This window comes from Sulfitobacter aestuariivivens (assembly GCF_014763045.1).
GTDB classification, from domain to species: domain Bacteria; phylum Pseudomonadota; class Alphaproteobacteria; order Rhodobacterales; family Rhodobacteraceae; genus Sulfitobacter; species Sulfitobacter aestuariivivens.
Genome location: NZ_JACTAG010000001.1, coordinates 290,881 through 305,737, shown reverse-complemented (window position 1 = coordinate 305,737; position 14,857 = coordinate 290,881). Strand labels below are relative to the sequence as shown.

Genomic DNA, 14,857 nt, shown 5'->3' with positions numbered 1-14,857 from the left:
TGCTGCGACCGATCTAACGGCGGGTGAGAGCCCAACCTGTGAATTTGATATTCTTGCTGCGTGCGCTCGCAGCGCGGAAATCGCTTCATGTGCTCACTTCGCGGCGCCGCGCGGCAGCACAGATACCGGCCATTCGTTCAGGATGCAGCGAATATATTGGAGGCAAGGATCAAGTCGCGGGACTTTGCTGCCTTTCACTGCTGCTAAACCAATGGCGGCTTTCAGTGTTTGCGCCAAGAACGATGGTTAAAACCGGCGACGGAAAAGTATCAGATTTGACAAAACCGCTTTGCCAATTGCCTAGACGGTTTCACCCAGAATTAGTGAAGCACCCTTTTCAGCGACCATCATCGTCGGGGCATTGGTGTTGCCGCTAGTCATCGTTGGAAACACAGATGCATCCACCACGCGCAGGTTCTCGATCCCGCGTACTTTCAAATCTGGACCCACAACGGCCGTCTGATCTGAGCCCATCCGGCATGTCGAGGTTAGGTGCCAGGTGGTTCTCGCCTCGGCTCGAGTTGCGGCGATGATGGCGTCCTTGTCATACCCGGGTCCGTCGACCTGATCCCTGATGCTCTCAAAGACCGGATGCTCCGCAACACGCTGATGAAAACGTATGAGTTCAACATGGGTATCAAGATCTATTTGGTCCGACAAATAGTTCGGATCAACGAAAGGTCGATCAAATGGGCTGGCCGAAGCAAGCCGAACACTCCCTCGCGAAACTGTCCTGCATACGTAACCTCCGAACCTCACGCCGGGAGGTGTTTCCATCGCACGGTCCAAATGCGTATTGGCAACAAAACAAATAGACTGAGCACTCGGGTATTCATCGCTGTCTCTCAATCTTACAAAGGCTCCGGCATCCACACCTGTGGTGGCAAGCGGTCCAGTCCGCTTGGACTCAAACTCTCGCAAACTCGCCGCCTCATCTGGGATCGGAAACCCAAACTTCTCAGGCTCCTTTAGTCTAAACCCGACACCCGGCCCGGCGAAGTGATCAAGCAAGTTTTGCCCGACGCCTGCAAGGTCATGAATGTATTGAATGCCGTGCTCTTCCAAATGCGCCTCAGGTCCAACACCCGACAGCATCAACAGTTGAGGTGATCCAATTGTTCCCATCGAAAGAATGACTTCGCCCGCTGACACAAACGCAGCTTCGCGGCCCTTGGCATAGCTCACGCCCAGAGCGCGTTTGCCATCAAAAGTTACCCCTGTAATCAATGCCCCAGTAACAACGGTCAGATTGGGACGCTGTCTGACAGGTTTCAAAAAACCATCAGCCGCACTGACGCGTAGTCCGTCTTTGGTCGTGAATTGATAGTGAAAACATCCTTCCTGCGTCCTGCCATTGTAATCTGGATTTCGTGGCACTCCGAGGTCTTCATAGACTTTAAAGCACATCTCTTGAAGTGGATGCAGGTTGTGCGGCATCTCGATAGAGATAGCGCCATCGGTGCCATGAAAATCGTCGTCAAATACGCTGCTGGCCTCTGACCGTTTCATGAACGGCAGTACGTCACCATAGGACCAACCCGTGTTTCCAAGTTGCGCCCAGTGGTCGAAGTCGCCGCGATTGCCGCGTACATACATGCCCCAATTGATGCCGCTTGATCCTCCAAGGCCCTTGCCGCGATTTAGCAGGATGCGCCTGTTGTCCAAATGTCTTTAAGGCTCTGAACGAAATGCCCAATCTAGCGGTGTGTCCCATTGATCCACGGACGCTCCATACGCTTCTAAAAGCGGTCCTTTCATTTCACGCCCGGCTTCAAGCAAGAGGACCTTGTTGGTAGGATCAGCCGAAAGCCTATTGGCCAAAATGCACCCTGCCGTGCCCGCGCCACAAATCACAAAATCAAAGGCCGTCATGTTAATCCCCCAAATTTCAGAAAGCTCATTTGAACGTAGCACTTAAGCTAAGTCGTGGATAGAAAACGGTACAACCGCACACTTATACTCTTTGCTAAATCTCGTGTGCCTGAACGGCACCCCATAACACCCAGCATTCGTGAACGACGCAGCATCCGTCACTCTGGTCTCTTCGCGGTCATTAGATCGCACGCGGCATGTCGAACTTCAGGACAAAGCTGCGCCAGCAAGGACGGCCCTAACCGGACGTTCATGGCGAGATACTTTGCCGCGTTGCAGCTTCCCCAAAGAGAACGTTGATCGATTGCGCAGCATTTCCAACATCAACGTACACTAATCGGGCAAAACGAACTCGTGCAACCGCAGCTTCATTATTGCCACGCGACCTCACTTGTTCCGGGTTCGGCGCTTTTGGACCTGTCAGTCGCCAACACCTCGGCGCTTCGCAACGTCAGTCAGACCTCGGGCCAGCAGGTCGAATACGATCCGGATACGACGGCTGGTCTGTAACTCCCGATGGGTGACCAGCCAGATTGGAAACTCAAGCGAAGGGAAATCCGGCAAGACCTTCTCTATGCCAGGTTCAGCCTCGCCCAACGTTTCGGGCTGCATCGAGACGCCGTAGCCCGCTTTCACCAATTCCCATGCGACGACACCGCTCTCGCTCGACATCACGAAGCTTTCTGCGCGTACGGGCACACCCATGTTGTGCAGTGGGGCCATTAGCCGCTCTGGGTCGGCATTGCCGACGAAATCGAGTGCGGCCACATCGCGCGGTGTCCGTGGGCGGCTTGCACGATCGAGATAGTCGGTCGCGGCATAGAGGTTGGCGCGAAAGTCGCCCAAGTGCCGTGCGATCAGGTCCGGCTGATCTGGGCGGACGTGGCGTATCGCGATGTCCGCCTCGCGCTGCGTCAAATTCTGCATCTCGCTCGACGCAAGAATGCGCACGCGGATGCCTGGCGCCATCTGTCGCAACGGCTTGAGCACACCAGGCAGGATCGCTGCAGACAAGAGGTCCGTTCCCGTAACGGTGACTTCGCCGGTGACATCCTGAGATTTACCATCGGCCACCATCGAGATGAGCGTCGCAGCCTCGCCCATCGAGCGCATGTGATCAATCAGATCGCGCCCTGCTTCCGTCAAGGTAAGTCCACGGACGCTGCGTTCTACCAGCGTGACGCCAAGTGCCTCCTCCAACGCACCAATCTGCCGCCCTATCGTCGGCTGTGTTGTCTTCAGCACGCGCGCAGCACCGCTGAACGAGCCCTCCTCAGCCGTCGCGAGGAAGGCGCGCACCTGGTTCCAATCGAAGGAGATGGCCTGCCAGTTCATTCATGAGCGTATAGCAGATGGACAAATTTAGACAATCGACCTTTCACTGGCGCATGGATGATACCGGCTGCGAAACGAGATCGGCCCGGTCTCGGCAATCGAAAGCGACACAATGTATTCCGCAATTTCTTACGGCTGGCGCATCCGCGCGGCTTCAAACACGACGTTTAACACGCAAAGGAAACCGACATGACTGCCCAAGCCTTCTGGGACCGGCATGCGCCCAAGTACGCAAAAAGGCCCATCGCCGATGTCACCGCCTACGAAGAAAAGCTGGATTGCGTCACGGCGCTTCTTCGATCGACCGATCGCGTTCTTGAAATCGGCTGCGGGACCGGCGGCACAGCGAGAAAGATCGCGCCTGTCGTCGCTCATGTGACAGCAACCGACCTCTCTGCCGAGATGATCCGAATCGCCCGGTCACGATCAGGCGGCGATGCCGCAGTATCACCAGAATTTCTTCAGGCGGAGGCGGCGCAACACCTTCCCGGCCAACCGTTCGAGGTCATTTGCGCGTTCAGCATGCTTCATCTGGTGGATGACATACCCACCGTGCTGGATGCAGTATTCCGCCAAGTGAAACCTGGCGGTTACTTCATATCCAAGACGGTTTGTCTGAAGGACGCGCCGCGCTGGATGCGCGCCATGGTTCGTGTGCTCATGGCCGTGCGGATCGCGCCTAATGTGATCATCTTGAGCCGTGCTGAATTGACTCGGCACCTGATCCGGGCCGGCTTCGAAATAGAGCAGACGCGGTACTTCGGAAAGAACCAACTGAACCCCTTTATCGTCGCGCGCAAGCCAGCTTGAGGCAGACCGCCACCTTATACTGAAAGACCAAAGCATGTACTTTATCAGCCGTCGCGAATGGGCGTTCCTTGCCCTCGTGTTCCTCTACTCATTCATTCCGGCAGTCGTCGGGCTGGTCCGGCTTCCGGAACTTTTCGGCGCTCCGGCGATCATACCGCCGAACCCGCGTGCGGTGATCGAGCCCCTCCCGATCACATTGCATATCCTCGGCAGTTCAGTTTTCTGCCTTGTGGGGGCTGTGCAGTTCCTGCCGAGCCTGAGGCGCTACCGTCCCGCCCTGCACCGGACTCTCGGGCGGGTCGTAGCGGTAGCGGGATGCGTCAGCGCGCTTACCGGGCTCTGGATGACGGTAGCTTTCGCATTTCCCGAAGCCCTGCAGGGACCACTGCTTTACGGGGCGAGGGTCACGCTTAGCCTTGCAATGGTCGCCCTCATCGCGTGGGCCATCATTGCGATCCGATCGCGAGACGTCGCCGCGCACCGCGCTGCAATGCTGCGCGCCTATGCCATCGGCCAAGGGGCCTCAACGCAGACCGCGCTCTTTCTGGTCGCAATGGCCCTTTTTGACACTGAACTGCAGGGATTTTCGCGAGACGTCCTGATGGTTGGGGCCTGGGCCATCAACCTTGCGATTGCGGAACTCCTGATACGCCGCGCTTTCGCAACGCGCACATCAGGCGCCGTGATCTGAACCCAACCGTGCTCCCGGCCTGATACCGGCAAACTCCTGAAACACTGAAAGAAGACACCGAAATGAGACAGCTCGATCCCCATATTCTTCTGTCGGCCCTGTGGCTGTTCATACTGCTCAACATCATCTTTCGCGACATTCACCAGTTTGTCCTCGCGTCCCATATCGAGATGCTGATGACTGGCTACTACAACGGCATCGAGATTACCGAAGGGCTGATGCTTCTGGGCGGTTTCCTCGTCCAAGTGCCAATTGCGATGGTGCTCTTTTCGCTCCTGCTGAAACGCAGGATCTGCCGCCCTGTCACCGTTCTTGCAGCGATCGTCACGACGGGGACACTCCTTTCCTCGTCTCCAACCGACATGGATGACACCTTTCACCTCATCATCGAGATCGCGGCACTAATGGCAATTCTCTGGACCGCATGGAGGTGGCCCGAGCACAAACACACCGCGCCGCAATCCGACGCAAGTTCTTCGTAAAAAACGTGCGCGCATCGCAGTCACTATCATCGAGTAATAGGACCAAAGAGATGTTGGCAGAAACGCCTGTGAGCGATGCGGTTGATCTTTATGACAAACTCGCACCGCATTATGACAAACTTCATCATCGCTGGCTGCGTCATGCAGGCGGCGAGGCGCAGGCCGCCCTGGAAGGCCTGGTGCGTGCACTTGCGACGCCGAATTCGAAATTTTTGGATGCTGGCTGCGGCACCGGCAATCTGGCACGTGCATTGATTGCGGAGGGAATGCCCCCGAATTTGATGACCCTTCTCGACCCGTCCGCAGCGATGCTTGCACGTTGCGCCGACATCCCTGTGCCAAAGGTAAACGGACGGTTGGAGTCCTTGCCTTTTGAGGATGGCACCTTCGATCTTGTAACCTGTGCTTGGGCTTTGGAAACCGTCCCCGATCCCTATCTGGCCTTGACTGAGCTTTGCAGGGTTGTTCGGGTCGGCGGCGCGCTGTGTCTCGCGTTTTGCGCGGATGAGCCTGCCCGCGGCCTTGCCGACAGCCTAATGCGCCAGGCGCTTTTGTTTCGCGGGACCGGTCGGTTTATGTCCCGTCCCCGATTGATGCAGGCAATCGAGCGTTTCGACGGTTTTGAAGTGCGGGCAATTCCAAGCCATGGTCCGGCCTCGACCTTACTTGCAAGGCGGTCTGGCGCAGTAACCCGGGCGTCTTGGTAGCCGAGCTTGGAGTTGAAAGTGACCAACATAGAGGCCTTCGATACACTTCACGTCAGGAGCCTCGAACTTGGCCGATCAGATGAGGCCACCCCGGCCCACGCGGAAATCATGGTTTCTACGGAGGGTATTTCCGGGATCTGGATAGCAACAAATTGAATGCATATGTCCCAGCACGATGCCAGACAATGAGTTAACTGTTGAAATAGCGCGCCCAGCGGACAATGGGCGACGAACACATGGAAAGTCGTCGCAATGAGATCTGAAATTAGATTCGTCCGATTGTCGGAAATCGACCCAGCCGAAATCTTGGCGCACATGTCCGACCCTCGTGTGGCCGAGCATATGCCGCTTCTGAAATTTGCTTGGAATGCCGAGACAGTGGCGCAGTTTGTCGCCAAAAAGGAGGAGTGTTGGCACCGTGACGGACTTGGACATTGGGCATTTTTGTCTGATGATCGATATGTCGGCTGGGGTGGATTTCAAAAAGAAGGGGCCGAGTGGGATTTCGGACTCGTCTTGCGGCCCGACACGTTTGGCCTCGGGCCGCGCATCGCGCGAAAGGCGATCGACTTTGCGATTTCCGATAGACGCATCCCGTATGTAACCTTCCTTTTACCACCGTCACGAACGAACTTGCGGGCACTCGACAGACTTGGTGCTTGGCGGGTTGGCGAAGTCGATTATGACGGGGCGACCTTTCTCAAATTTCAACTTGCGACAGAGTGACAGCATTGTCCGATTTCTGGCACATCGCCAGCTTCAGAATATGTCGTAGCGCGCGGCCGAAAGCGGACTTTGGACGTACTATCGAACGCGACGGTTCAGCTTTTGCACCGGGCCTATTCGTACATATTTCCGCATTCTGAACGCTTAAACGTCGGTCAGCGGATCAATTGGCATTTCGCTTCACTTCCTGCAATGGAAGCTATCTCCATTCAAGATTTGATGTTTTGATTTAGGGCTGTCTGGATCAAGAATATGGTATCCGTCCCCTCAATGTGCATCTGCTAACAGCTAAAGGTTTTGATCATCAAAGTTTAGTCGGCTTGGAACCCAACTGAGACCAAAGCAGAAGTCATCTGCGAACGCATGTGTTGATCTTGAAAGGGAAAGGCATCGAAAAACATCGCCACAGAGGCGTCGGGTCTGCGGGTTTTCGTTGTCATTGCCCAATGGGCGGCCTTTTCTTCGTCACCGTTGATTTTGCAGATCACTGCGGCAATAGCTCCGATCAGAAAATGCGAACCCGGGGCGCGTGCACCCTTTTCCGCCCAGAGCACAGCGTTATCGTAGTCTTCCAATTGCAGGCAGGCCAAACCACAGGCACTCTGCATTGCGTACAAGAACGGATCCAACGGACTGAGGGCAATGGCCTTTTGAAGCTGCTCCAAGGCCTCTGCACCGCGCCCCGCCATGACGTCGCCCCAGCCATGCGCATAGAAACCTTGCGCAAAATTGGGGCTAAGCTCAATTGCGCGGTCGATCCAGGGCATTCCCGCTTCAGGGTCGCTTTTGAGCCAGTGCGCGCGGCCAAGCGTGAAATTTGCAAATGGGTCAATCGGGTCTAGCTCAACTGCCTTCTCAGCGAACCGGCGCGCGTTGTCAATTTCCGCCACAGCATTGGCATTGTATTTAAGAAAGGCGTTTTGAAAGCTGGTAAAAGACTGTGCAGCGTAGGCTCGGGCAAAGTCAGGATCGAGGTGTGTGGCCCGTTCAAAATGGCTGGCGGCGACCAGATTATCGGCCTTGTTGAACCGGTACATGTGCTGAAGGCCCAGATGATACATGCTCCATGCATCCAGATTTTCGGGAGGACGCAAGCGCGCCCGTTTTGCCTCGTTCAGCGGAACGTGAAGTTCAAGTGCTGAGATCACATGAGTCACAATGTCATTTCGGGTCTCATTTACGTCACTGACAGTGCCTGAGAATCGTTCACTCCAGACGACAGCCTTGCTGCGGGTGTCTGACAATTCGACCGAAACCGCGATGACAGCGCCGAAAATCTCGACCAACCCCGTGAGGCAGTACTTAGTCCCAAGAGCGGAATGAACCGCTTCGAGATCAGTTTCACTGTCGCGAAAACGAAAGGTTGATCCGCGCGACACGACCGTCAGCCAGCGCAGGCGCGATAGGCATGAAATCAGCTCTGCAGGGATGGCATCAGAAATTGCGCTGAAAGTTTGTGAATACCCAACCATACGAAAGGGCAGGATGGCGATGGAGGGGCGCGATTTGGATGTTACCAGCGAAGAGGGTTCAGCTACCGTTGCAGGACGGCCCACCTCAGCAGGGATAACTGGCGCAAGTGTCCCGACAAAACGCACACCCCGTCCACGCACCGTGCGAATGTACTTTTGCGTCACTCCAGTGTCACCAAGGGCTTTTCGCGTTGTCTTGATCACTGTGGCAATTGCGGCATCTGACACGATCCGGCCGTCCCAAACCGCCTCGACGATCTCGTCCTTTGTCACCATCCTATCGTGGTGCGTGACCAAGAGTACCAAAAGTGCAAATCCGCGCGGCTCAATTGCGATGTCCTGACCGGCAACCTGGAGCAGACCCCGGGTGGCGTCCAATGTGAAAGGGTCAAAGTGATATCGCATCCGCAAAGACTAATGCCGCCTGAGGGAAACACCAAGAAAAACTCAAGTTTTCCTCAAGCAGCGTGTGCAGCGATCTGTCAGACATTCATCATGCACCTCTTTGCCTCACTCTTGGTTCGAGCCACGAAGAAAAAAACGCATCGATTTAACGACAGACCATTCAACAACAGGGAAATGATTAATGGGAAACGATCAAGGTATCCGAACAACGCATGGACGCGGTCGACTCTTTGACAGCGTTTTGGACACAATTGGCGACACGCCGGCGATACGCGTCAACAACATCCCCACAAAAGGCGCGACAATCTATGTAAAGGCTGAAGCTTTTAATCCCGGTGGGTCGGTCAAGGACCGGCTGGCAGTCAACATCATTGAGGCGGCAGAGCGGTCTGGTGCGCTTAAACCCGGTCAAACAGTCGTGGAAGCCACCAGCGGGAACACCGGGATTGGGTTGGCAATGGTTTGCGCCCAAAAAGGCTACCCACTTGTCGTGACCATGGCAGATAGCTTTTCCGTTGAGCGGCGGCGGCTGATGCGGATGCTGGGGGCAAAAGTGGTCTTGACCCCGCGTGCTTTGAAGGGTGTTGGCATGTACAAAAAGGCCGCTGCCTTGGCCAAGCAACATGGCTGGTTTCTGGCGTCACAGTTTGAGACTGACGCCAATGCTGACATCCATGAAACAACCACAGGCCGCGAGATTATTGCCGACTTCGCCGGTTCAGCGTTGGATTATTTCGTCACTGGCTATGGTTCAGGTGGAACGATTTCCGGCATCGGACGGGTGCTGCGCAAAGAACGGCCCGAGACCAGGATTGTCCTGACGGAGCCTGCCAACGCGCAGCTGGTGGGTAGTGGCCATGCGCAGGAACGTGATGCCAACGGTGCGCCTGCTGTCAGTCACCCGGCATTTGAGCCACATCCCATACAGGGATGGACGCCTGACTTCATTCCGGCAGTCCTGCAAGAGGCAGTTGATGGTGAATATTATGATGAGCTGATCCCTGTAGCGGGTCCTGATGGGATCAAATGCGCACAAGATCTTGCCCAAAAAGAGGGAATTTTTACTGGTATTTCCGGCGGGAGCACTTTTGCCGTAGCTTTGGCGCTTGCCGAAAAGGCACCAACGGGCTCAGTCATCTTGTGCATGTTGCCCGATACCGGAGAGCGGTACCTGAGCACGCCGATGTTTGAGAACATTGCTGAGGACATGGATGCCGAAGAGGTCGCCATTTCATTGTCGACACCTGACGCGCAGATGGGGTGACTAGAGCGATCATGGATGTTTTTGAAACCGCCTGTCAGCGGGCCGTGGCGTACAGATCTGAGGTTGCCAATCATCCGGTAAAGCCACAGCTTGACTATCACCAAATGCGTGCACGCTTTGCGGAGCCCTTGCCGGAAACGGGTATTCCTGACTGTGCGGTGATCAATGAACTTGCCGACCGTGGCGAAGCAGGCCTGATGCCAATCACCCACCCTCGGTTCTTTGGATGGGTGATGGGTGCCTCTGCCCCGGTGAGTGTGGCAGCTGATTGGCTGGCTGCGGCCTGGGGACAAAATGCAGCGATGCATTCGGCAACGCCGACAGCCGCAGCCGTAGAAGAAACTGCGGCAGGTTGGTTGCTAGAAGTTTTGGATCTGCCGCGTGAAGCCGCTGTAGGATTTGTCACCGGGGCCACCGCAGGCAGCTTTGCAGCGCTCGCCGCTGCGCGCGGCGCATTACTCCGGCGGAGCGGGTGGGACTGCGAAGCTGACGGGCTTTTTGGCGCGCCTGAGGTACATGTCTTTATCAGTGACGATCTGCATGCGTCGGTTTTGTCGGCCCTGCGCTATCTGGGCTTTGGGGAACGCCGCGTGATACGCGTGGACACAGACAGCGAAGGCCGGATGTTGGCGGATGACCTCGCGCGCCATTGCGCTGGCTGCGATGGCCCAAAGCTTATCATTGCGCAGGCAGGGCAGATCAACACGGGTGCCTTTGATCCTTTTGCGAGGCTCGCGGATATCGCCCATGAAAATGATGCCTGGCTCCATGTTGATGCCGCTTTTGGACTTTGGGCGCGGGCGGTACCTGAACTGCGATCCCTGACAGAAGGTATCGAGAGAGCAGATTCCTGGGTCGTGGACGGACATAAATGGCTGCAGGTGCCCTTTGATTCCGGTTATGCGATTGTCCGCGATGCAGATGCGCTTCAGCGCAGTATGGCAATCTGCGCCAGCTATCTGCCCCCTCAAGGCGTTAGCGACAGGCCCCCGTCTTATTTAGTGCCGGAATTGTCGCGCAAAGCACGCGGGTTGCCGACCTGGGCTGCCTTGAAGTCGCTGGGGCGCAGTGGCGTTACGGCCATGGTACGTCAGCACTGTGGGCTGGCCAGGCAGATTGCAGCGGACTTGGCACAGGTGCCGGGCATATCGGTGATGAACGACGTGGTCCTCAATCAGGTCATTCTGCGGTTTGGCGATGACACCGATAGCGCTGAGCAACGCAAGGCCTTGGCTACGGCTGTCATGGATCGCGTGGTTGCAGACGGTACCATCTTTGTTGCTGGCGCTGCTTGGCGCGGTGAATGGGTTATGCGGATCTCCGTGATCTCGGGAGCTATCTCTGATGAGGACGTCGCGATTACAACAGGGGCGATCCGCGCGGCTTGGACACATGTCTTGGGCAATGCGCCTTCTGAAACTGCAGTAAGTCGATGAAAAGGAGCCAAATCTGATGTCCCCACGGCGCACGCAGCGGCAACTCGCGGCGATCATCTCGGTCGATGTTGTGGGCTTTTCCCGTTTGATGGGGGCGGATGAGGACGGCACGCTGGCGACCCTGAAGCGGCTGCAAAAAACCATCGTCTCGCCACAGGTGATGCAGCATCAAGGGCGTATTGCCAAGCTGATGGGGGATGGGGCGATCATCATCTTTTCCAGTGTTGTTGATGCGGTGGGTGCTGCCATTGCTATTCAGGAGCAGATGCGCAGTTTTAATGAGGGTGTCCCGCCCGAAAAGGCAATTGCCCTGCGCATCGGGATTAATTTGGGCGATGTGATCCTTGAAGGAACAGACATCTTTGGCGACGGCGTGAACGTTGCCACGCGGATCCAAGAGGTCTGCACCCCCGGCGGAGTGGCCCTCAGTGCTACGGCTTATGAACACGTGAACGGCAAGATTGATGCAGAGTTTGCCGATGTGGGCGAACGGGTCTTGAAAAATATTGTGCGCAAGGTGCGCGTGTTCCGATGGCCAGATACGCAAGCCCACGACAGTGCCCAAAGATTGGTTTTGCCCGACAAGCCCTCCATCGCGGTGCTGCCGTTCGACAATATGTCGAGCGATCCAGACCAGGAATACTTTGCGGATGGCGTGGTCGAAGGGCTGACCGCTGCTCTGTCGCGCATCCGATCATTTTTTGTGATCGCCCGTAATTCCTCCTTTGCCTACAAAGGGCGGCACATGAACGTCATCGACATCGGACGTGAATTGGGCGTCGGCTATGTTCTTGAAGGATCGGTGCAGCGTGCAGGCGGCAAGTTGCGGATCACTGTTCAGTTGATTGAGACGACAACCGGTGCCCACCTTTGGGCTGAAAAATACGATGGTGCAGATAGCGAGCTATTCGATCTGCAGGACCGGATTATCGAACAGGTTGCCGGCGCATTGCAGCCGTCAATCCAGCGCGCCGAAATAGACCGCGCAGCACGCAAACGCCCCCACGATATGGGGGCCTATGACTATGCCATGCGAGCCATGCGACATGTCTGGATGCAAGATCAGGATGCATCGACCAAAGCGCTGAGCTTGCTGGATAACGCTTTAAAGATTGATCCTGATTATCCTCTGGCGTTGGCATTGTCCGCTTGGTGCTGGTCGCAGCATTCTGTCTACAATTGGTCCGATGATATTGTGGCGATCAGGGACCGCGCGTTAGAGATGGCGGAACGGGCTGCGGGGCTTTCAGGGGATGATCCGCTGATCTTGTCAGTGCTGGGTGTTGTGCATACCTTTGCCCGCAACCACGGTACCGCACGCATTCTGCTGGAGCGGGCAATCGCGCTTGATCCCAATTCCGCTTGGGCACTCAGCAGATTGGGTTGGCTGGAGGTCTATGCAGACCGTCCTGCTGCAGCATTCGGCCATTTCGAACATGCGATGCGCCTGAGCCCGCTTGATCCGATGAATTTCAATAACCTTGTTGGAATAGCCTCTGCGCATCAGATTTCCGGCGACTTCGACGCCGCTGCCGATCTGTTTCTACGCGCTTTGATGGAGCGACCCAATGCCCTTTGGATACACCGCAATCTTGCCCCAGTACTATTGGCCGCTGGACGCGCCGACGAGGCGGACGTTTCCAAGGCTGCGATGTTAGAGGCCTACCCCGACCTGACCATCAAGCGTTACAAGGAGGCGATGGTATTTTCGTCAACGGCGTTGGAGGACGTCGCCATCTACATGCGCAAGCTTGGTATTCCGGAAGAATAGACTTTTACGCAATGCCAGACATCGCCTGAGTTAGGACCAAAAACTAGCGCAGAACAACATCACGCACCGAAAGCAATGAAGACCATGCGACCGACTGGAGTTCCCCCGGTTTGACGGACACTTTTCACTTGATGAAGGAGAGTGTTTTTCATGCCGAGAACGAGGAACCCGTACCCGACGGAATACAAGGATCGGATTGTTGCGCTGGCGCGAGCTGGGCGCAGTGTCGAAAGCTTGGCGCGGGAGTTTGAGCCCTGTGCCGCGAACATTATGGCTAGGTTAAGCAGGTCGAGGTCGACGATGACGACCGCCAGGATGGCCTGAGCAGCGAGGAACGCGAAGAGCTGCGCCATCTTCGACGGGAGGTTAAGCAGCTTCGTCAGGAGCGTGATATCCTGTCATAGGGTTGCCAGTGGTTGCGCCACTGGTTCGAGAAACCACAGGCGACGCCTGGTTTGCACAACTCGACGTGACATCGCGGAGGTCTTCCAGTTCATGACCGCGATACCGTTGCCCGGCAGGCGATTTGGCAAAGCCAAATCTGCCGAGAGGGGAGGCCGATTATTCCATCCAGTTGATGTCACGCACACTGGGTGTATCGCGTCGTGGTTTTTATGCCCATCACAGCCGTCCGCCCAGTGCCCGATCAGTTGCGGATGAAGCCTTGGGCGACCGCATCGCCAAGATCCACAAGGCCTCGAAAGAAACCTATGGTGCGCCCCGCATTCACACTGAACTGGCTGATAAGGGTGTCAGTGTGGGTCGCAGCCTGTTGAGCGCCTTATGAAAGCCAAGGATTTGCGAGGCGTCAGCCGCCGTAAGTTCGTGATCACGACACAGCGCGACCCGCGCATGCGACCGGCCACAGATTTGGTGGACCGCAACTTTTATGCCCCCTCTCGGCAGAATTGCTGTGCAAATCGCCTGCCGGGCAATGGATGCGCCAAATGTGCTCTGGGGTGCAGACATCACTTATGTGCCGACTTGGGTGGGCATTCTATATCTGGCGGTCGTGCTGGACGCCTACAGCCGCCGTATCATCGGATGGGCAATGGGCAACAATCAGCAGGCGCAACTGGTCATCGATGCGATGAATATGGCGATCACGCATCGCAAACCGGAAAGCGTCATTCACCCTAGCGACCAGGGCTCCCAATACACATCCGTGGCCTTTGGTCTGCGATATAAGGAAATGGGTGTGCGGCCGTTGATGGGATCGGTTGGTGACTGCTTTGACAACGCCGTGTTTGAGAGCTTCTTTGCCACCCTCGAATGTGAGTTGCTGGATCGCCGCAAGTTCGCGACGAAAGCAGAGGCCCGTGTCGCTTGCTTCGAGTTCATCGAAGGATGGTACAACCCCTCTCGCCGACATTCGGCTTTGGGATATAGGTCACCAATCAACTACGAAAGGGCCGCCGCTGAAGGGCTGGAATCTCTAAGCCCATAACCGGCCACGAAACCGGGGGAACTGGTAGTCTCAGGCAACGACACGGAACTGACGTCCAATGCGATCCTGAAGTGGCAGGAAGACCGGCAGGTTGACTGGCATTACATCGCACCCGGCAAGCCGCTGCAAAATGGGTTCGTAGAAAGCTTCAATGAGCGTATGAGCGAAGAATATCTGAACGAGCACCTGTTGGACAACATCCATCACGCACGCAATCTCATCGCAGCCTGGCGCGACGATTTTAACCATTTCCGCCCGCACACAAGCCTCGCTGGCCTGACGCCTGCTGAATATGTGAACCGATCAAAAGAAGACCAAATCCTGAACAGAGTTAACCGAAATCAACGGACTCAATGGGGAACAGTTCAAGGGCCCAGAGTCCGGGCCATAACACAAAAAAGCCGCCCCTTGGGGCGGCTTTCCGGTCAGTAATGGGACA

The 14,857-nt window shown here is 56.1% G+C and carries 12 protein-coding genes and 2 pseudogenes; 10 read left to right on the top strand and 4 right to left on the bottom strand.

The genetic code is table 11. The features are described from left to right. Window positions 1-300: 300 nt before the first annotated feature. Both H9Q16_RS20840 and H9Q16_RS01410 read right to left on the bottom strand, forming a co-directional pair. Window positions 301-1,665, bottom strand: coding sequence for a GMC family oxidoreductase N-terminal domain-containing protein (locus H9Q16_RS20840; protein ID WP_191073599.1), 1,365 nt, complete (start codon window positions 1,663-1,665; stop codon window positions 301-303). A 627-nt stretch (window positions 1,666-2,292) separates the two neighbouring features. Continuing rightward, window positions 2,293-3,207 (bottom strand): LysR family transcriptional regulator, encoded by a 915-nt coding sequence (locus tag H9Q16_RS01410; RefSeq protein ID WP_191073597.1) that lies wholly within the window; start codon window positions 3,205-3,207, stop codon window positions 2,293-2,295. A 189-nt stretch (window positions 3,208-3,396) separates the two neighbouring features. On the opposite strand from H9Q16_RS01410, the gene H9Q16_RS01405 reads away from it, so the two are divergent. From H9Q16_RS01405 to H9Q16_RS01385, 5 genes are all read left to right on the top strand, one after another. Further along, window positions 3,397-4,017, top strand: coding sequence for a class I SAM-dependent DNA methyltransferase (locus H9Q16_RS01405; protein WP_191073596.1), 621 nt, complete (start codon window positions 3,397-3,399; stop codon window positions 4,015-4,017). Between the two features lie 34 nt (window positions 4,018-4,051). Further along, window positions 4,052-4,708, top strand: coding sequence for a DUF2306 domain-containing protein (locus H9Q16_RS01400; RefSeq protein WP_191073595.1), 657 nt, complete (start codon window positions 4,052-4,054; stop codon window positions 4,706-4,708). A gap of 62 nt (window positions 4,709-4,770) precedes the next feature. Then, a complete protein-coding gene (locus H9Q16_RS01395) occupies window positions 4,771-5,190 on the top strand; it encodes a DUF6326 family protein (RefSeq protein WP_191073594.1) in 420 nt (139 codons plus the stop codon). A 50-nt stretch (window positions 5,191-5,240) separates the two neighbouring features. After that, entirely contained in the window at window positions 5,241-5,897 is a 657-nt protein-coding gene (locus H9Q16_RS01390; RefSeq protein ID WP_191073593.1) for a methyltransferase domain-containing protein, read from the top strand. Window positions 5,898-6,149: 252 nt separating this feature from the next. Then, a complete protein-coding gene (locus H9Q16_RS01385; protein ID WP_191073592.1) occupies window positions 6,150-6,623 on the top strand; it encodes a GNAT family N-acetyltransferase in 474 nt (157 codons plus the stop codon). A 311-nt stretch (window positions 6,624-6,934) separates the two neighbouring features. Here H9Q16_RS01385 and H9Q16_RS01380 read toward each other — a convergent pair whose 3' ends face one another. Further along, entirely contained in the window at window positions 6,935-8,473 is a 1,539-nt protein-coding gene (locus tag H9Q16_RS01380) for a winged helix-turn-helix domain-containing tetratricopeptide repeat protein (RefSeq protein ID WP_191073591.1), read from the bottom strand. A gap of 208 nt (window positions 8,474-8,681) precedes the next feature. Here H9Q16_RS01380 and H9Q16_RS01375 point away from each other — a divergent pair, with 208 nt between their 5' ends. The 3 genes from H9Q16_RS01375 to H9Q16_RS01365 are packed head-to-tail and all read left to right on the top strand — an operon-like array spanning window position 8,682 to window position 12,971. Beyond that, window positions 8,682-9,764 carry a PLP-dependent cysteine synthase family protein gene (locus H9Q16_RS01375; protein WP_191073590.1) on the top strand — a complete coding sequence of 361 codons (1,083 nt, stop codon included), beginning with the start codon at window positions 8,682-8,684 and terminating at the stop codon, window positions 9,762-9,764. 44 nt (window positions 9,765-9,808) lie between these two features. After that, a complete protein-coding gene (locus H9Q16_RS01370) occupies window positions 9,809-11,200 on the top strand; it encodes a pyridoxal phosphate-dependent decarboxylase family protein (protein WP_343067744.1) in 1,392 nt (463 codons plus the stop codon). Window positions 11,201-11,216: 16 nt separating this feature from the next. Next, complete coding sequence (locus H9Q16_RS01365; protein WP_191073588.1) at window positions 11,217-12,971, top strand: adenylate/guanylate cyclase domain-containing protein; 1,755 nt, start codon at window positions 11,217-11,219, stop codon at window positions 12,969-12,971. A 59-nt stretch (window positions 12,972-13,030) separates the two neighbouring features. On the opposite strand, the gene H9Q16_RS01360 is transcribed toward H9Q16_RS01365, so the two are convergent. Further along, on the bottom strand, window positions 13,031-13,324 hold the full coding sequence (locus H9Q16_RS01360) for a hypothetical protein (RefSeq protein WP_191073587.1): 294 nt from the start codon (window positions 13,322-13,324) through the stop codon (window positions 13,031-13,033). Between the two features lie 200 nt (window positions 13,325-13,524). Here H9Q16_RS01360 and H9Q16_RS20555 point away from each other — a divergent pair. Both H9Q16_RS20555 and H9Q16_RS01345 read left to right on the top strand, forming a co-directional pair. Further along, window positions 13,525-14,418 (top strand): annotated as a pseudogene (locus tag H9Q16_RS20555) (IS3 family transposase); the annotation flags it as partial. Between the two features lie 21 nt (window positions 14,419-14,439). Next, window positions 14,440-14,850, top strand: a pseudogene (locus tag H9Q16_RS01345) (integrase core domain-containing protein); the annotation flags it as partial. Window positions 14,851-14,857 lie beyond the last annotated feature (7 nt).

Excerpts from the sequence above, each read along its gene's own strand:
- H9Q16_RS01395 (WP_191073594.1), top strand. The coding sequence starts at position 4,771 with ATGAGACAGCTCGATCCCCATATTCTTCTGTCGGCCCTGTGGCTGTTC.
- H9Q16_RS01385 (WP_191073592.1), top strand. The coding sequence starts at position 6,150 with ATGAGATCTGAAATTAGATTCGTCCGATTGTCGGAAATCGACCCAGCC.
- H9Q16_RS01360 (WP_191073587.1), bottom strand. The coding sequence starts at position 13,324 with ATGGCGCAGCTCTTCGCGTTCCTCGCTGCTCAGGCCATCCTGGCGGTC.
- H9Q16_RS01390 (WP_191073593.1), top strand. The coding sequence starts at position 5,241 with ATGTTGGCAGAAACGCCTGTGAGCGATGCGGTTGATCTTTATGACAAA.
- H9Q16_RS01400 (WP_191073595.1), top strand. The coding sequence starts at position 4,052 with ATGTACTTTATCAGCCGTCGCGAATGGGCGTTCCTTGCCCTCGTGTTC.
- H9Q16_RS01405 (WP_191073596.1), top strand. The coding sequence starts at position 3,397 with ATGACTGCCCAAGCCTTCTGGGACCGGCATGCGCCCAAGTACGCAAAA.
- H9Q16_RS01375 (WP_191073590.1), top strand. The coding sequence starts at position 8,682 with ATGGGAAACGATCAAGGTATCCGAACAACGCATGGACGCGGTCGACTC.
- H9Q16_RS01410 (WP_191073597.1), bottom strand. The coding sequence starts at position 3,207 with ATGAACTGGCAGGCCATCTCCTTCGATTGGAACCAGGTGCGCGCCTTC.
- H9Q16_RS01365 (WP_191073588.1), top strand. The coding sequence starts at position 11,217 with ATGTCCCCACGGCGCACGCAGCGGCAACTCGCGGCGATCATCTCGGTC.